Genomic DNA, 17,278 nt, shown 5'->3' with positions numbered 1-17,278 from the left:
TTAGACCTGTTTTGTTTTCACTGTTAACTTATGCACCCTTGTGTACGTGTGTATAGGCTATCGTAATGAGACTTGTATAAATGTCTTGAAATAATTTTAAAGGGAGATTAAAAATGGAGATTAAAACCGATTGGAATGAAGTTTTAACTGAACAATTTCAACAAACTTACTTCAAATATCTCATTAAAAATGTTAAAGAGCGCTATGAACAGGAAATTGTTTATCCACCTTACTCGGAAATATTTAATGCGTTTAACCAAACGTCATTCTCAGAAACTAAAGTTGTCATCCTTGGTCAAGATCCCTACCATGGTGAAGGACAAGCGAACGGATTAAGTTTTTCAGTACATAAAGACCAAGCGCTTCCTCCGTCCTTAAAAAATATCTTTAAAGAATTGGAATCAGATTACGGGTGTTATTCGAGCCATGGTGATCTTACTCACTGGGCGAATCAAGGTGTATTACTTTTAAATACATCTTTAACTGTTAAAGAAGGAGAGGCAAACGCGCACCGTTCATTACGTTGGGACCTTTTCACAACATCGGTTATAAAAACTGTAAGCGAAAAGAAGGACCACGTTGTTTTTGTCCTATGGGGAAAACAAGCATATAAAAATAAGGCGCTAATCGATGAGCGTCATACGATTGTACACGCCCCTCACCCTAGTCCACTATCAGCCTATAGAGGATTTTTTGGTAGCAAACCGTTTAGTCAAGTCAATGATGCGCTACTAAAGAATGGGCAAGCGCCCGTTAATTGGTGTTACTAACATTAGCCTATACAGGATACGCATTTATCCCGTACATTATAATAGTTGAATGAAGGAGGAATAAGTATGTATCCTGTACGGCACCATCAAGATTACAGACATCATCAACCACCACAACATGGTTTTCACCCGCCAACAAGGCATCAAGGTTTTCAACAACCCAACATCGTTCAGCAGTTGGTAGCGAAACTAAAAGGACCAGGTGGAAAAGCGGCTCCTTTTCACACACCACATGTTCCTTTCCCAATGACGGCGTCTAAATATCACAATTTTCATGAGACGTTAAACCATATTCAAAAAGGTTTAGGTATGGTCCAACAAGTGTTACCGATATGGAAACAGTATGGTCCACTTATAAAGAATGCACCGATGTTCATTGATATGGTAAAATTAATGATGGAAGAGGATGAAGGTAAAGAGCAAAAGGTTGATGATGAAAAATTTGATGAAGAAACGAAAGATTATAAGGGTGTAGACGGAAAATTAGACGAAAAACAACTGTTAAAAATGCTCGAAGATGATCATGTGCAAGAGCCATTTAAAACAGAAGTTAAAAAAAGTCATCCACCTAAATCAAAACATCATCCGAAAGGCTTACCTCAACCTAAATTATACATTTAGATGTCTCATAGGAGTGATTCGATGAGTACGAAATTAAGTCAAGCTACATTTGCTGGAGGGTGCTTCTGGTGTATGGTTGAACCATTTGACCGTCGACCAGGAATTTATGAAGTTGTATCTGGGTATACAGGTGGACATACAACTAATCCGACATACGAAGAAGTGTGTTCTAATACGACTGGTCATTTGGAGGCTGTCCAAATCACATATGACGAGGACGTTTTTCCATATGACCAGCTACTAGAACTGTTTTGGCAACAAATTGACCCGACAGATGCAGGTGGTCAGTTTAATGATCGCGGTGAATCGTACAAGCCAGCAATTTTTTATCACAATGAACAGCAAAAGCAATTAGCTGAGCAGTCTAAACAGTCGCTGGAAGAGAGTGGTAAATTTAACAATCCAATAGTAGTTGAGATTAGAGAGGCTACTACATTTTATCCAGCAGAAAAAGGCCACCAAGATTATTATAAGAAAAACCCATTTCACTATAAGCTTTATAAAAAAGGCTCTGGAAGACAAGGGTTTATTAAAGATCATTGGTCCAAAGATAAAGATGTAGAAGCTTTACGCCAAAACCTTTCTGAAATGCAATACAAAGTAACTCAGGAAGATGCAACTGAACCTCCTTTTAAAAATGAATATTGGGATCATGAAGGGGAAGGAATATATGTCGATATAGTAAGTGGAGAACCACTGTTTTCTTCCCAAGATAAATATGATGCAGGATGCGGTTGGCCAAGCTTTACAAAGCCAATTGCACCGTTAGAAGAAGATCTGGATACATCACACGGTATGCGTCGAATCGAAGTAAGGAGTCAGTATGCTGATTCTCACTTAGGGCATCTGTTTGATGATGGTCCGACTGATCAAGGTGGTATGCGTTACTGCATTAATTCAGCAGCACTTAAGTTTATTCCAAAAGAGGAATTAGAAAAAGAAGGTTATAGAAAATATCAACAATTATTTGAATGAAAAATTTAATCAAACGTTTGATTAATTATTTTAGGAAGGTGTTAAGATGATCCATAAAACGTGGGAGAATAACAAAACAATAAAACAAATTAAATGTGTTCACGTAGATGCTAAAAAGTTTACTGTCCAAAACGTCTTAACGACAGGGAAGACTTATGATGTTAAAAATGAATCAGAAGAATTTTATTTTGTTATTGATGATTCAGGTAAAATGGGCGGATTTTATAAAGAATACTTTGAAGAGATTTAAGTGTAAAAGGGGCATTCGACTAATGAATGCCTCTTTTCTTACACATATATATTCGCTAAAAAGATGCCAAGTGTTTCTTCATACATTTCGTCTAAATCCGTAATAGGTAACGGGTTAACTCCTTGACCTAATTCTAATGTAAAACCTGGTCTTCTAAAATCTTGAATAAACCAGTCTTTATACCCTGCATGGCTATCAACGTATTGTATTGGACGATAACCACTAACACGACTGTATTCTTGAGCGATGTCGCGGGAAATAGGTGGTTCTAGGCCTTCGTAACCCCAAAAAATGATTTCTCCTTGTGTGTGAAGGGCAAGGACACGATCAAAGCCTTTTATTAAAGTTAAATCATAGATTGCCAAAGCTTCTGGTTCAGTTAGTGGTCCATACCCAGGAAAATCACGTGGAGATGGTTGTTTTGGTTTTCTCTGCTGCTCTAACTCCCAATTGGCAGGGAATTGATTGTTTAAATCAACACCTCTTATATTAGCTTTCCATTGATCGAAATTCGTACTTTGATTATTGATGTCTAAAACTAGTTCACGAAATCGTTCATTTTCAGGCAGGCCATTATTTAACAAATCGACACCGTCAGGATTTACCATTGGCACGATGCTTAAAGTAATTTCATTAAAATAGTGATGCATATTGTGGCCTCGAATTGGTTCATTTGTTGATAAGGCATGTAAATAGTCATTAATGAATCGCATAATGACATTAGTTGTAATGGATTCGTGAGCGTGAAAAGAGCCATTTATATGAATATGTTGGTCGCCATTTCCAATGACAACTTCATATATCGGTCTTCCCATAATTGAATGGCCAATCGTGTTTAGGGCAAATTGAGGGTAAGTCGCTTGAAGAGTGAACAAGTCTTCTTCAAACTGTCTAAATGTATACAAACGTTCATCATGTATGATTCGATTATGTCTCATGAAAGTCGTCCCCCTTACATCCTAATTGTATGATTTAGGAATGGTGAATTTGCACAAATTATGAAAAGTCATTATAATGATGGGTAGAATTTCTACATACACGTGGTTATTCTGCGAAATAAATGATATTATATCAGTAAACATTATTATTATAGGAGGGATTACCTTGGCATTTATTATTTCATCACCTTGTAAGGACGAGAAAGCTGCAGAGTGTGTAGATGTATGCCCGGTTGACTGTATTGAAGAAGGTAAAGACATGTTCTATATAGATCCAGATATTTGTATCGATTGTGGAGCATGTGAAGCGGTATGCCCAGTAGAGGCTATTTATCATGAGGACGAGCTTCCAGAAGAAGAGAACGAGTATATTGAAATTAATAGGAAGTTTTTCCAAGAATAACGAATACATCACAAGAGGCTGGATATAAGTATTCAGCCTCTTTTTTGCAACGATTAATTACAAAAATTAGTCCGTTCATATTTAGATGGGCGCACTATATATAGGGGAATGGGACATGCTCAACAAAAAGGATGATTATATAGCGCAAATATTTTCGGTCACAAGGTGGTTAACAATCGTAGCTGTGATGGCTTTATATTTCACATTACCAGAGTCGTTAGTATTCAATTTAACGATGCAGGAGTTACTCTACATAATTGGCTTTGGAGCTTTGTATAGTTTAGCTATCCAAATCGCTTTATGGAAGTTAAATACTTATACAAAAGCTAAATTACGATTCGTTCAAGCTGGAGTGGTATTTGATTACCTTTTTATATCATCGTTAGTTTACTTCACAGGTGGAGTCGGTAGTTTGTTTATGCCTCTTTATTTTGTCTGGCTTATGCATGCAGCATTAGTTTGGCACTTTAAAGGGATGTTACTAGCGACATTATTAGCTGTAGGAAGCTATTCTTTTATTGCGTACTATTTTGAGCAATTATTTATAAGTACTTACTTGCTATTATATGGTGCTCACACTATCTTCATTGGTTTAGTCGGTGTGTTTGCTTATTTGTTATCTTCAAGAAAACAAGCCGCATCGATTGATCATATCAATTATAAAGAAGAAGCAATGAAAGATTATGTATCAGGGCTTTATAACCACCGCTCTTTTCAAAATACGTTAACGAAACTTGTGGAAAAAGATAAAGAGTTCACGCTCATTAAATTAAATATAGATCACTTTAAACAGTTGAATGACACGTACGGTTATGAAACGGGTGACCGTGTGTTAGCTATTTTAGGAAGTACGTTAGACTTTTGGATTGAGCCTCGAGAAGGCTACAATTTCCGGTATAATGGTGATGAATTCACGATTATTTTGTTTGACCAAAAGCGTCATAAGATCGAGCAGAATATCGAAAGATGGAACAACTATTTCGCAGAACATGTACAAATGATTGACGACTTAAGTGATGAATATATCACAATAAGTTATGGTGTTGGCTCATTGAAGGAATCAGATGATCGCGATGAACTATTAAGACGTGTTGACCGTTGTCTACATCAAGCAAAGGCATCGGGGAAAAACAAAGCTGTATTTGATGAAACATTTAAGCAAGCAATTAAAAGCTAGGGGAATTGTAAAATGACAACGATTGTTAAACAAGATTTTAACTTTGATTTAATTTATAAGGAAATGCAACAACTTGGTTTAGAAAATGAAAAGAAGAAGTTAATCGAACTTTATGAAAAGTGGTCAGAGAAGTCATCAATTATTGGCTTTACAGGCCACTTTTCTGCTGGGAAATCTTCGATGATTAATGCAATTGTTGGAGAGGATTTATTACCTTCTAGTCCAATCCCAACAAGTGCCAATATAGTAGAGATTAACAATGGTCCCATTAAAGTCATTTATCATTTTAAAGATCAGCAGTTTGCGCATGAATCAGAAATTAATATTAACCAAATTCAACAATTGTCTCGTAATGGTCAAGAAGTCGATTCGATTACGATTCAAAAACCATTACCGGCTATTGAAAATACAGCTTTAATGGATACACCAGGAATTGATTCGGCAGATGATGAAGAGTTTGACCGTACATTATCTCGTGTACATCTAATTGACTATTTTATTTATGTTGTTGACTATAACCACGTTCAGTCAGAGGTCAATTTTCAATTTTTACAACAGCTTGAGAAGAAATCAATCCCTTATATGATTGTCGTTAACCAAGTCGATAAGCATAATGAAGACGAAATTACGATGGATGAGTATAAGCGTGCGTTAGAAGATAGTTGTGAGAACTGGAACTTATCACCTCAGTTAACATTGTTCACTTCATTAATGGACGAACAACATCCACATAATCAATTGAATGACTTACAGCAGCATTTACAAACTATTATCGATCGTAAAGAAGAAATAGTTGAAGAACGTGTTAAAACGGAACTCAAAAGCTTAATTGAAGTCATCGCTGAAAAGAAGTACGGCAGTTATACAGAACATACTTCAAAAGAAGAGCTAAAACGGATAGAAGAAGAGTATTACAAAATTAAAGATCGCGTAGAAGTATTAAATAAAGACAACCAACAATTTAACGCATCATACATGAAGTCAGTGAGTAAAATTGTTGATGAGGCTTATTTAATGACCTTTGAAATGCGTGAGCTTGCTAAAGACTATTTAGAATCTGTACAGCCAAAATTTAAGGTTGGCGGATTATTTTCTAAAAAGAAAACTCTAGAAGAGAAAGAGCGTCGCCTTAATCAATTTTTAACTGACTTAAATGAACGCGTGAAAACACAAGTCAATTGGCATGTGAGAGAGTTTTTAGTTTCGATCTTAGATGAGCACAATGTTCAAGACCACGACTTAAAGCAACAACTACAACAGTTTGAGTTCGTCGTAACTGAACAAGTGTTGCTCGATAATGTAAATCCATCAGCTGAAGTTAATGGCGATTACGTATTATTGTTTACAAAATCACTACAAAAATCGATTTCAAACGACGTTAAGCACCGTTTAACGAGTGACTTAAATGACATTTATAAATCGTTACAACCGTTGATTGAAGAACAGTTGCCACCATTGAAGGCGCAGTTAAATGACTTAGAAGACCAATTGAATCAGTCTCAGCAATCTCACGAAAGCTCTAAAGAAATGAAGCAGTTTGAATCGTCGATGAAGGGCAATTTATTAAGTGAGGATCTAACTGATGAACAAGTAGAGAAAGCTTTACAGACAAAAGTCGAACAACGTCATGAAGTAAACGTGGAAGAAATGTTGACTAAAGTTAATGAAGTAGAAGAGGAACGACAAGGTGAAGAAGATGTAAGTTCCAGCTACACGTTGTCTGTTACAGAGACGACTGATCGAGCTGAGGAAATTTTAGCAGAAACTGTTAATGTCCCAATCCTTGATCAATATAGAGTTCAAGTCGAACAAAAGCAACAACAAATACAAAATATGACTTATACAGTTGCACTGTTTGGAGCGTTCAGTGCAGGAAAGTCATCATTTGCAAATGCATGGATTGGTGCTAACGTATTACCGGTTTCACCAAATCCAACAACAGCTGCCATTAATAAGATTGCTCCGATCAATGAACAGTTCAATCATGAAGATGTCGTTGTCACATTTAAAACTGAGCAAGCAATCGTTGACCAAGTAAATCAAATTTTAGCGCCGTTTACAGATGAACCATTTCGTTCATTAACGGCTTTAAGTAAGTTTATTAATAAAAACAATAAGAAACTAACAGACCAACTTTCCAAAACGGATGCTTCATTTATCGAAGCTTTTAGTACTGGCTTAAATGAGTGTGAGCCATTATTAGGTGAACAAAAACAGGTTGACTTACACCATTTCAGGCAGTATGTAACAGTTGAAAGACTTTCGTGCTTCGTAGATGAAATTGTTATTTATTACGATTGTGAATTAACTCGCTCTGGCGTTACATTAGTTGATACGCCTGGAGCAGATTCAATTCATGCTAGACATACGAACGTATCGATGCATTACGTGAAACATTCAGACGTTTTAGTATATGTCAATTATTACAACCATGCTTTTGCACGAGCAGACCGTGAATTTTTGAAACAATTAGGCCGTGTTAAAGGCGCATTTACAATGGACAAGATGTTCTTCGTGTTAAATGCTGCTGATTTAGCGCAAAATGACAATGAACTGCAAATGGTTGTTTCGTATTTACAAGAACAATTACAGCAATACGGTATTCGAAATCCACAAACGTACCCAATATCTAGTAAGCAGTTGGTCGAACAACCAGCGTTAAAAGAAAGTGATGAGGCAGCACTTGCATTTTTCAATCGATTTAATCACTTTATCGAACATGATGCTAAAGTTATGATCGCTCATAACTTACAAGCAGAAATTGATACGTTAACGTCGTTTGTTGAGAAAACAGTTTATGAAATCAATCAAAACCAAGAAGAACAAGACCGTCTAATTAATCAATATAAAGACGACTTAGCACAACTCCGTAAGCGATTGAACTCAATTGAACCAACAATATACGTACAACAAGTTCATCAACAAGTTGATGAGCTGATCCACTACGTTCGCGAACGTACGAATATCCAATTAATTGACTTAATGAAAGATACGATTAATCCAGCAACAATTACTCAAAACGGTCGTAAGGGACAAGAAGAGTTAAAGACAGCAATCAAACAACTATTTATTGAAGTACAGCAAAAGTTAAGCAAAGAATTTCATTCAACTAATATTTTGTTAGATTATCATTTTAATTCAGCTGCTAATACGTTAATTCAAGATATAAATAATGATGTTAAACAAGCTAGTGAGTTTGACCAAATATATTTTGAAGAACAAGTCGTTGATCCAGTGGAAATGCCTGAGTTAACTAACTTAAGTGATGAGATCGGTCTTAAGGAACTCGTTTCGATCTATAAGAATAAGAAAGACTTCTTTGAACAAAATCGAATTAAAGAGTTGTTTAGTCAACTAGAAGAGCAAATTGATCAATATTTAGGAAAAGTTGTACAACAGTTTGAACAAGTCTTTAAAACACATTACAATAAGCAGTTCGAATCATATCAACATCAACAAATTGAAGTTTATCTTAGTCATGTTGAGTCAATGATTGCATCTAAACAATCAATCTATCAAGATGAATCGCAGAAAGCTAAACTTAAACAAGTAAAACAAACATTGTCGAATACTTAAACCCCGCTTATTTTCAATTTAATTCGACAATTCTAACAAATTATTTTATGATAAGTATAAATGCTAGGTTACTAAAGATATAAAGAACTAGCACCATAAAAGTAATGTATTTAGGGGGAGACGATGGCAACTAAACGTAACATAAAAGCAGAAGATCTCTTTAACATTAGTTCAGTATCAGATCCGAGGTATTCGCCGGATTATTCAGAAGCTCTATTTATCAAAACTGAACTTAACGAGAAAGAAAACAAATACGTCTCAAACTTATTTCACTTAGACGTTGAGATGAACGAAGTAAACCAATGGACATTTGGAGAAGGTAAAGTATCTAATCCCCGTTGGTCACCAGACGGGAACTCTATTATTTTCTTATCTAATCGAGAGGATAAAAATCAACTTTACAAGATCGCACGCTTCGGCGGTGAAGCACAGAAGCTAACAGATGAAGAGGCCGGTGTGAACCGTGCAGAGTTTTCTCCTGATGGTAAACGCATTATGCTTCAAACGCCTATTAAAAAAGATGATTTAAACAAACAAGATGACGATGAAGAGAAAAAAGACGATGATTTACCTACGCCAACTGTGATTAATCGAATGAAATATAAAGCAGATGGTGCAGGAGTGGTTGAGGAAAAGTACCAAGTCATTAAATTGTTTAACATTGAGCATGAAGAAGTTGAGACAATTAAACAAGGTGAACAAAATTTCATTTTCCAGACGTGGGTTAATGATTCTCAAATTATTTATTCGACAGACGATTCGAACGATCAAGATTTTAACTTTAACCATGAATCATACATTTACAATTTAAAGTCTAAGACAGACTTAAAGCTGTTTACTGAAGAGGGATATGCATCAGGTTTTACAGTATCGCCAAATGGTGAACATCTTCTGTTTGCTCATATGGGGCGAACGTATGAAAATGCGACACACGCAGAGTTGTACGCTTATCACATCTCTTCTGGGGTAACAGCTTGTCTTACAGAAGGTTTTGATGCACCAGTTGGTGACTTTATCGTTGCAGATACACAACAACAACCGGTTTTAAAGCCTGTTATTTGGACAAGTAATGAGGAATTTTATCTTCCAGTATCAAATCAAGGAAATGTACTCTTATATTACGGTCACGTTGACGGCAGTTTGTATCCAGCGATCAATGAGCGTTTACACGTTTTTGGTTTTGATATTAATCCAACTGAACAAAAAGCGTTACTAACAATTAGTAAACCAACAAACCCAAGTGAACTATATGAACTTGAGTTAACGAATGGCAATCTTAAACAATTAACTCAGTTCAACGAGTCATTTATGGAAGAGGTTGAACTAGTTGAGCCAGAACCAATTAGCTATAAAAGTAAAGATGATTGGAAAGTGTACGGTTGGTTTATGAAACCGGCTGGGTTTGAAGACAGTCAAAAGTATCCAATGGTTGTAAATATTCATGGTGGACCGCATGCGTTTTACGGCAATTCGTTCTTTCATGAAATGCAGTATTTAGCAGCAAGTGGTTATGCTGTATTATATGTAAATCCACGTGGAAGTCATAGTTATGGTCAAGAGTTTGTTGATGCTGTACGTGGTGATTACGGTAACGGAGACTATTTAGACATTATGAATGGTGTGGATTACGTTTTAAATGAATACGACTGGATTGATGAAAATCGTCTAGGTGTTACTGGTGGTAGTTATGGCGGGTTTATGACGAACTGGATTGTAGGACATACCAACCGCTTCAAAGCAGCTGTCACTCAGCGAAGTATTTCCAATTGGATCAGTTTCCGTGGTGTAAGTGATATTGGTTATTACTTTAACGATTGGCAAATCAAGGCAGACTTTAGTGACCTTGATAAAATGTGGAAGCATTCACCAATTGCTTATGTAGATCAAATTGAAACACCACTTAAAATAATTCATAATGAGCTTGATTTCCGCTGCCCAATTGAACAAGCAGAGCAGCTATATATCGCCTTAAAATATCAAAAGAAAGAAACAGAGTTTGTCCGCTTTCCAGAGTCAGATCATAATTTATCACGCACAGGTAAACCGAACTTAAGAATTGAAAGGTTGAATCATATTGTTGGATGGTTCGATCGTTACTTGAAATAATATTTATGCCCCAGTTTAGAACGTAACTAAACTGGGGCTTTCCTTATGACCAGTGTTGATCGATAAATTCATCGCGACCTGACTTTTCACGGTCTTCTTTATATTCATTAGGATTTTTACGGTAGAAATCTTGGTGGTACTCTTCTGCTGAGTAGAACGTTGCAGCAGGTAAGATTTCAGTTACAATAGGATCTTTAAACTTTCCAGATGCTTTTAACTGTTGTTTACTTTGTTCAGCGAGTAATTTTTGTTCATCATCGTGGTAGAAAATCGCTGTACGATATTGTGGTCCTCGGTCATGAAATTGGCCATCTGGGTCAGTCGGGTCAATTTGTTGCCAATATAATTCTAATATTGTTTCATAAGACATTTTGCTTGGATCATATGTAATTTCAACCGCTTCATAATGACCTGATGTCCCTTGCTTAACTTGTTCATATGTCGGTTGGTCAACATGGCCACCTGTATAGCCTGATACGACACTATGAACACCATCCCATTGATCAAAAGGTTTTACCATACACCAGAAGCAACCACCAGCAAAAGTTGCTCGCTTTAATTGACTCATCGTTTATCAACTCCTTTATTACTGTAATCGATTATAGCAATCGCCAATCTTTTTGGGAAGTAAACGATATTAAAATAACGACTAACGTGTTGTTAGCCGTTATAAGCTTCGTTTTCCGGTAAGCAATTGGTAAATAAAAATAATACCAGCTATAACGAGTAATAAATGAATAAGACCACCAGCAATTTCAAGGACTAAACCTATTAACCAAATGATTAATATAATCGATATAATTGTCCAAAGCATGTAATCACCTCTTAGTCATATATTTCCCGCGCACTATATTTTAAAACTAATTTTTAAAAAATTCCTTCAATTGCAATACTTTTTTGGTAAAATAATATTAGAAATATATAGGGGGAGTTTATATGGCAATTGAAGAAAAGTTAAATACTCTAGTTACGAAAATGAATGAAGATGCTAGTGGATTAAACGGGCTAAATGCTACTTATTCGTTTGACATAACAGATGAAGACAACATGGCATGGGGTGTGAAAGTATCACCTGAACAAGTTGAACTATCAGAGTCATTGCTAGATGATGCAGATTGTCTATTAAGGATGAGTGCAAGTAATTTTGAAAAGTTGTTAGATGGCTCTTTAAATGCGACGTCAGCATTTATGATGGGTAAAATTAAGGCAAAAGGTGATCTAACTTACGCCCTGAAATTACAAAACGTACTTAATCATTATCGATAAAATAACTTTAAAAATCTCCGGATCAAGTTCGGAGATTTAATTTTTGGAAGAAATTATTATATAATTAGTATAGAAAGGGGGAGTATTAAGTGAAAAAGTTAATTGTTTTATTACTTGGCTTAACGTTTCTTTTAGTCGGTTGTTTTGGTGATGACGATGAAGAAGTCATTACACCATATGATGAGTTGTCTAATTACATATCACTTTGGGAAAGTGAACAGTTTGAGGATCTTTATGACAACCACATTACCGAACAAAGTCGTGAAACGTTTTCACATGAAGATTTCGTAGAACGTTACAATCATTTATACGATGCATTAAATATAAACAACCTTTCATTACAAATCTTAAGAGAAGATTTAGATGAGGAAGAGGTCGACGAGTTAGAAGAATTAGAAACCTATACATTACCACTTGAAGTGTCATTTGACACATTAGCTGGTACTGTTGATTATGAATTAGATGTTAGTTTAGAGAAAACTTTAATTGAGAACGAGAATAATGAAGGAGAAGGTGATGAACGTTGGTTAGTCCAATGGCAACCAGAGTTTATTCTACCAAACCTTGAGCAGAATGAAGAGGTAAGTTACAGTACGTTGACTGCTAAGCGAGGCGATATACTAGACCGTAATGATCTTGCTTTAGCTACGACTGGCGAGGTCTATGAAGTCGGTATTACGCCACAAAATTTCGATGAATCAGACTTAAGTACATTAGCTGACTCTTTAAATCTTACAGAAGAATATATAGAAAATAAAATTAATCAAAGTTGGGTACAACCAGAGCATTTTGTTCCGGTCAGAAACATACAGTTAACGGATGACGAGATGGTCTCAGAATCGACTGCTATTAGCGGAGTCACAACACGAGTTGTTGAAGATCGTGTTTATCCTTTTGCTGAGGCAGCTGCTCACTTAACAGGTTATATTGCGCCAATCTCCGCTGAAGAGTTGGAAGAGTTAGAAGATGGGGGTTATACTTCATCAGACCGTGTCGGTAAGCGTGGATTAGAACAATTGTTTGAATCTAAGTTAAGAGGCCAAAATGGGGCTGAAATTTACATTAATAAACAAGATGGTTCTACTTATACGGTTACTGAACAAGAAGCGCAAGATGGTGAAGATGTTCAATTAACAATTGATATGGAAGTGCAAGAACAGCTGTTCCGAATAGTTGATGGTGATGCAGGTACAGCAACAGTTATGGATCCAGCTTCAGGGGATATATTGAGCTTATTAAGTTTCCCTACGTTTGATCCGAACCAGTTCGTCTTAGGAATGACCAATTCACAATATGAAGAGTTAATGAGTGATGAAAATTTACCGACGATCAACCGTTTCTCTTCAACATACTCACCAGGATCAACAATGAAATTATTTACATCGATTGTTGGCTTTCAAACAGGTGAATTAGATTCTGATGAAGTCAAAGAAATTGAAGGTCTGCAATGGCAGAAGGATAGTTGGGATGATTACCACGTCACACGTGTTAGTGACCAACATACTGAAGTTGATCTAGACGTTGCTATGAAGCACTCTGATAATATTTACTTTGCAATGTTAGGTTTAGACATTGGAGGAGAAGCGTTTAAAGATGGTTTAGAAACTTTAGGATTTGGCGAATCTTTACCTTTCGCTTATCCAGTAACGACTTCACAAATTTCAAACTCTGGAAGCTTTGGTTCAGAAGGCAAAATTGCAGATTCGTCGTTCGGTCAAGGTGAAGTATTAATTAACAATACTCACTTAGCCACACTATATTCTGGTGTAGCCAATGACGGTGTTTACATGGAACCTCGCTTATTATTAGATGAATCAGAGGAAGTATGGTTTGAATCGATTATTGAAGAAGAAGAAAACGCCATTTTACAAGAAGCATTAAGAAATGTTGTCGCTGAAGGAACGGCAACAGATATTAATATTGATGGAAGAGAGATGGCAGGGAAGACAGGAACTGCCGAGCTAAAAGCAAGCCATGATGATGAAGATGGTGCACAAAACGGTATTTTCGTTTCTTATGACCAAGCAAACCCAAACATGCTATTAAGTTTAATGATTGAAAATGTTGAAGACTCAGGCGGAAGCGGCTATACAGTCGAGTTAAGTAAGGAATTCTTTGAATCAATAGAATAATAAAGAAGCGGGAGTGATGAACGCATCGCTCCCGCTTCTTATTAATACCCTAGTTCTTCTAATACTTCTAACGTTAAATCTGGTCGATCTGTAATGATGCCATCTGCACCTGATTCAAGTAATCTTTTCATTTCTTCTCGATCATTGATTGTCCAATAAGATACATGCAAGCCTAGTCGGTCTGCACCACTAATAACATCATTGGTCGTTAAGTCAAAACCACTTTCACTTGTAGGGATTAATACAGCATCAACACTAGGGTTGTATAAATTTCTTAGAAATATTTTATGCGTGACCACAAAGTTACGAATTTCGCCTCTACCACCAGCAACTGCGATATCATAAGGATCTTGTGCTTGAAACGATTCAATAATCCCTTGGTCAAAAGACCCAATTAATATTTGCTCTTGCATGTCATAACGTTCAATCAACGTAATTAATCGGTCAATCATTTCATCAATTCGTTCACTTGGGTTCGTGTCTTTAATTTCTAAAATGAAACGTTCATCTGGAAATGCTTCAAACAACTCTTCGACAGTTATAAGCTCTAACCCTTGTCCGCGATAAGGGTGATTACCTTGTTCATCTTCAAAGTAATGGCCAGCATCAAGTTGTTTAAGTTCTTCTAAAGTTAAGTCTGTTACATTACCAGTTCCATCTGTCGTCCGATCAACAGAAGGGTCGTGAATATTAATTAAGTAACCATCTTTTGAAATATGTAAATCTGTCTCAAGAACATCAACACCGAGGTCAACCGCATTTTCAAACGCAGCCATCGTCGATGAAGGTTTTAAGTGTTCACCACCTTGGTGGGCGATGACCAATGGACGGTCACTTTCAAAAAATGCTTTAGGCTCAACTGAATGCATTGGTATTAAATAAAGAAAAATATAAATTGCTCCTAAAACTGTCAAACCAATAGAAAAAGGCTTTTTATACTTCGTTTTTTTCTCCTTACTCATACAAATCTCCCTTTAATAAATTCTATAATTAAATTTACTATAATATAGTATATGAGACAATCTTATTTTCAGAAATATTTTTAGATAACCATAATAATGTTATGTAAACCAAAATAAGATTTAAAAATATTAAAAACCGTGATATGATAAGTTAAAGATTATATTTAAAGGGGGAGCAAGATTTATGAGCGATCAAAAGCCAATCATTCAAGTAAGAGATAATGGTTCGATTTTAGTTAAAGGTGATGTCACATTATTAGATGCTGAAGGTAATGAGTACGAAACGAAGCCAGCATTTTCATTATGTCGTTGCGGTGCTTCTAGTAATAAGCCATTTTGTGATGGGTCACATAAGCAGATCGAATTCCAAGATCAATCAAGAGTATAACTTACATAATTAAAATCCCTCACAATAGTGAGGGATTGTTAACTTATTTATTAGTTGAGTAATACTCATAGGCGTCTTTTGCTAGTGTTACACCTTGAGCAAATGCTGCACCACCACCTAAGGCAGCGCTAACCCCAATCGCTTCTAGCACTTCATCTTCAGAAGCTCCATTCTCAACGGCACCTTTCATATGATAGATGATACAATATTCATCTTGTGCATAAATGCTAACACTTAGTGCCATAAGCTGTTTATGTTTTTTGTCAATTGTTCCGTCAGCAAAAGCAGCTTCAGTAAAATCAAAGTAACCTTGAGTAATTTTGGGAAGCTTTTCTTTAAACGCATTCGAACCTTCTTTGTAATGCAGTAGTGCATCGTGGAAAAAGTCTTCCATCTCTTCTGAATGTTCCATAATCATCACTCCTTTTTGAATACACACATTCTTATCGTGAATTATTAGGAATAAAATATACATAAAATAGTTGAGTTACTTACAAATAAAATGAATATGTTGCTTGGTGGGAGGAGAAACAAGGTGAAGAAGCCTATAATTGGAGTATTTTTGCTAACGATTGTGTTTGGGTTGTTAATTTTTTATGCGTTTCCTAACTTACTGGACAGGCAGCCAACGATGATGCAAGCAAGTGCGAATGAATCGATTAATCAGCACCCATTAGAAAAACAACCAATTGAGTTATTCGTCGACTTTGAGGATTCTAATGTCAATCAATCACATGATGAATCAGATGATGATACTGTTATAAGTGAATCAGAAAACCATGAAGTAGATGAATCAATATCAGATGAACAATTGGTTGAGCAATTGTTTAATATTATGAATGAAGAGCGTCAATTGCAAAACATTAGTGAATATGAGCAACTGTCTCAATTAAATGAAGCGGCTGAACAGAAATCAGCTGACATGCGAGACCACGGTTATTTTGAGATGGAATCGCCTAACTATGGTAGTACAAGTGACATTATTAAGTCATATGACATTCCATATTACTCACTAGCAGCGAGTTTATCAGCCGGTGTTCAAGACCCGGAGCGAGTATTCGAACAGTTAAATGACGGGAATTTTACTAATTACTTATATGACCGTGATTTCACTCATGTAGGGATTGGTTATGTAAGTGGTGGTCAATACGGTCATTACTGGACGATTTATTTTATTGATCATCCAATAGATCAAGATGCTAATGAAATGGAGCAATTAGTATTTGAAATGGTTAATGAAATTCGAGATGAAAATGGTCTAAGCCGATTAGCGCAACATGAGAAATTATCTGAAGTTGCACGGATAAAATCAGAAGATATGCGCGATCAAAATTATGTTGCTCATGAATCACCTACTTATGGTTCGCCTCATGAAATGATTGAGCATTATGAGATTGAAAACAACGGCTCAGCTGAGAATATTGCTGCAGGACAGAAGACAGCTGAAGAAGTTGTAGGTGGTTGGATGAACAGCGATGGTCATCGCGCCAATATTTTAAACGAAGAGGTCACCCATTTAGGTGTCGGGTACGCACAAGGTGGCGAACAAAACAGCTATTGGACGCAACTGTTTATAATTGAATAAAAAAGCTATAATCAACCCTCTCTGATCATAATCAGGGAGTTTTTTTGTGTTGTAAAAGACCTATGCGCTTTCTGTTCTTAATAAAGAATAAAAATGAAAGTAATTGTGTGAAAAAGTAAGTAATGCGCA

General features: G+C 36.1%; 17 protein-coding genes. 12 read left to right on the top strand and 5 right to left on the bottom strand.

From position 1 onward, the window contains the following. The first annotated feature begins 113 nt into the window (after window positions 1-113). The 4 genes from J2R98_RS02985 to J2R98_RS02970 all read left to right on the top strand — a co-directional run bounded on the left by J2R98_RS02985 (window position 114) and on the right by J2R98_RS02970 (window position 2,616). Complete coding sequence (locus J2R98_RS02985; protein WP_307065976.1) at window positions 114-770, top strand: uracil-DNA glycosylase; 657 nt, start codon at window positions 114-116, stop codon at window positions 768-770. Between the two features lie 66 nt (window positions 771-836). Continuing rightward, complete coding sequence (gene vrrA / locus J2R98_RS02980) at window positions 837-1,391, top strand: VrrA/YqfQ family protein (RefSeq protein WP_307065974.1); 555 nt, start codon at window positions 837-839, stop codon at window positions 1,389-1,391. A gap of 21 nt (window positions 1,392-1,412) precedes the next feature. Beyond that, the gene (gene msrA / locus J2R98_RS02975; RefSeq protein WP_307065972.1) at window positions 1,413-2,366 is read left to right on the top strand and encodes a peptide-methionine (S)-S-oxide reductase MsrA; all 954 of its coding nucleotides are present in this window, start codon (window positions 1,413-1,415) and stop codon (window positions 2,364-2,366) included. Window positions 2,367-2,412: 46 nt separating this feature from the next. Next, entirely contained in the window at window positions 2,413-2,616 is a 204-nt protein-coding gene (locus J2R98_RS02970) for a DUF6501 family protein (protein WP_307065970.1), read from the top strand. A 38-nt stretch (window positions 2,617-2,654) separates the two neighbouring features. Here the strand turns inward: J2R98_RS02970 and J2R98_RS02965 are convergent, their stop codons facing one another. Next, on the bottom strand, window positions 2,655-3,554 hold the full coding sequence (locus J2R98_RS02965; RefSeq protein WP_307065969.1) for a M14 family metallopeptidase: 900 nt from the start codon (window positions 3,552-3,554) through the stop codon (window positions 2,655-2,657). A 166-nt stretch (window positions 3,555-3,720) separates the two neighbouring features. Here J2R98_RS02965 and J2R98_RS02960 point away from each other — a divergent pair, with 166 nt between their 5' ends. The 4 genes from J2R98_RS02960 (at window position 3,721) to J2R98_RS02945 (ending at window position 10,816) form a co-directional block, all read left to right on the top strand. Then, entirely contained in the window at window positions 3,721-3,957 is a 237-nt protein-coding gene (locus tag J2R98_RS02960; protein WP_307065967.1) for a ferredoxin family protein, read from the top strand. A gap of 115 nt (window positions 3,958-4,072) precedes the next feature. Then, window positions 4,073-5,134 carry a GGDEF domain-containing protein gene (locus J2R98_RS02955; RefSeq protein WP_307065965.1) on the top strand — a complete coding sequence of 354 codons (1,062 nt, stop codon included), beginning with the start codon at window positions 4,073-4,075 and terminating at the stop codon, window positions 5,132-5,134. Between the two features lie 12 nt (window positions 5,135-5,146). Continuing rightward, window positions 5,147-8,710 (top strand): dynamin family protein, encoded by a 3,564-nt coding sequence (locus tag J2R98_RS02950; protein WP_307065963.1) that lies wholly within the window; start codon window positions 5,147-5,149, stop codon window positions 8,708-8,710. A 123-nt stretch (window positions 8,711-8,833) separates the two neighbouring features. After that, entirely contained in the window at window positions 8,834-10,816 is a 1,983-nt protein-coding gene (locus J2R98_RS02945) for a S9 family peptidase (RefSeq protein WP_307065962.1), read from the top strand. 43 nt (window positions 10,817-10,859) lie between these two features. Here the strand turns inward: J2R98_RS02945 and msrA (J2R98_RS02940) are convergent, their stop codons facing one another. Next, complete coding sequence (msrA, locus tag J2R98_RS02940) at window positions 10,860-11,384, bottom strand: peptide-methionine (S)-S-oxide reductase MsrA (RefSeq protein WP_307065960.1); 525 nt, start codon at window positions 11,382-11,384, stop codon at window positions 10,860-10,862. 99 nt (window positions 11,385-11,483) lie between these two features. Next, window positions 11,484-11,630, bottom strand: coding sequence for a lmo0937 family membrane protein (locus J2R98_RS02935; RefSeq protein ID WP_307065957.1), 147 nt, complete (start codon window positions 11,628-11,630; stop codon window positions 11,484-11,486). Between the two features lie 122 nt (window positions 11,631-11,752). Between J2R98_RS02935 and J2R98_RS02930 the strand changes: the two genes are divergently transcribed. Then, entirely contained in the window at window positions 11,753-12,082 is a 330-nt protein-coding gene (locus J2R98_RS02930) for an SCP2 sterol-binding domain-containing protein (protein ID WP_307065955.1), read from the top strand. 89 nt (window positions 12,083-12,171) lie between these two features. Further along, entirely contained in the window at window positions 12,172-14,214 is a 2,043-nt protein-coding gene (locus J2R98_RS02925) for a penicillin-binding transpeptidase domain-containing protein (RefSeq protein ID WP_307065953.1), read from the top strand. A gap of 41 nt (window positions 14,215-14,255) precedes the next feature. Here J2R98_RS02925 and J2R98_RS02920 read toward each other — a convergent pair whose 3' ends face one another. Beyond that, window positions 14,256-15,176, bottom strand: coding sequence for a glycerophosphodiester phosphodiesterase family protein (locus J2R98_RS02920; RefSeq protein WP_307065951.1), 921 nt, complete (start codon window positions 15,174-15,176; stop codon window positions 14,256-14,258). A gap of 184 nt (window positions 15,177-15,360) precedes the next feature. Between J2R98_RS02920 and J2R98_RS02915 the strand changes: the two genes are divergently transcribed. Next, window positions 15,361-15,564: a CDGSH iron-sulfur domain-containing protein gene (locus J2R98_RS02915; RefSeq protein ID WP_307065949.1), complete on the top strand. Its 204-nt coding sequence runs from the start codon at window positions 15,361-15,363 to the stop codon at window positions 15,562-15,564. A gap of 43 nt (window positions 15,565-15,607) precedes the next feature. Here J2R98_RS02915 and J2R98_RS02910 read toward each other — a convergent pair whose 3' ends face one another. After that, complete coding sequence (locus tag J2R98_RS02910; RefSeq protein ID WP_307065947.1) at window positions 15,608-15,976, bottom strand: carboxymuconolactone decarboxylase family protein; 369 nt, start codon at window positions 15,974-15,976, stop codon at window positions 15,608-15,610. Window positions 15,977-16,099: 123 nt separating this feature from the next. On the opposite strand from J2R98_RS02910, the gene J2R98_RS02905 reads away from it, so the two are divergent. Then, window positions 16,100-17,149 carry a CAP domain-containing protein gene (locus tag J2R98_RS02905; RefSeq protein WP_307065944.1) on the top strand — a complete coding sequence of 350 codons (1,050 nt, stop codon included), beginning with the start codon at window positions 16,100-16,102 and terminating at the stop codon, window positions 17,147-17,149. The last annotated feature ends 129 nt before the right edge of the window (window positions 17,150-17,278 follow it).

The organism is Alkalibacillus filiformis (genome assembly GCF_030814115.1).
GTDB classification, from domain to species: Bacteria; Bacillota; Bacilli; order Bacillales; family Alkalibacillaceae; genus Alkalibacillus; species Alkalibacillus filiformis.
Note: the sequence above shows the minus strand (reverse complement) of the source record. Positions and strands in the feature narration are given on the sequence as shown.

Coding starts and splice junctions, on each gene's coding strand:
- J2R98_RS02985 (WP_307065976.1), top strand. CDS start 114: ATGGAGATTAAAACCGATTGGAATGAAGTTTTAACTGAACAATTTCAA.
- vrrA (WP_307065974.1), top strand. CDS start 837: ATGTATCCTGTACGGCACCATCAAGATTACAGACATCATCAACCACCA.
- msrA (WP_307065972.1), top strand. CDS start 1,413: ATGAGTACGAAATTAAGTCAAGCTACATTTGCTGGAGGGTGCTTCTGG.
- J2R98_RS02970 (WP_307065970.1), top strand. CDS start 2,413: ATGATCCATAAAACGTGGGAGAATAACAAAACAATAAAACAAATTAAA.
- J2R98_RS02965 (WP_307065969.1), bottom strand. CDS start 3,554: ATGAGACATAATCGAATCATACATGATGAACGTTTGTATACATTTAGA.
- J2R98_RS02955 (WP_307065965.1), top strand. CDS start 4,073: ATGCTCAACAAAAAGGATGATTATATAGCGCAAATATTTTCGGTCACA.
- J2R98_RS02950 (WP_307065963.1), top strand. CDS start 5,147: ATGACAACGATTGTTAAACAAGATTTTAACTTTGATTTAATTTATAAG.
- J2R98_RS02945 (WP_307065962.1), top strand. CDS start 8,834: ATGGCAACTAAACGTAACATAAAAGCAGAAGATCTCTTTAACATTAGT.
- msrA (WP_307065960.1), bottom strand. CDS start 11,384: ATGAGTCAATTAAAGCGAGCAACTTTTGCTGGTGGTTGCTTCTGGTGT.
- J2R98_RS02935 (WP_307065957.1), bottom strand. CDS start 11,630: ATGCTTTGGACAATTATATCGATTATATTAATCATTTGGTTAATAGGT.
- J2R98_RS02930 (WP_307065955.1), top strand. CDS start 11,753: ATGGCAATTGAAGAAAAGTTAAATACTCTAGTTACGAAAATGAATGAA.
- J2R98_RS02920 (WP_307065951.1), bottom strand. CDS start 15,176: ATGAGTAAGGAGAAAAAAACGAAGTATAAAAAGCCTTTTTCTATTGGT.
- J2R98_RS02915 (WP_307065949.1), top strand. CDS start 15,361: ATGAGCGATCAAAAGCCAATCATTCAAGTAAGAGATAATGGTTCGATT.
- J2R98_RS02910 (WP_307065947.1), bottom strand. CDS start 15,976: ATGGAACATTCAGAAGAGATGGAAGACTTTTTCCACGATGCACTACTG.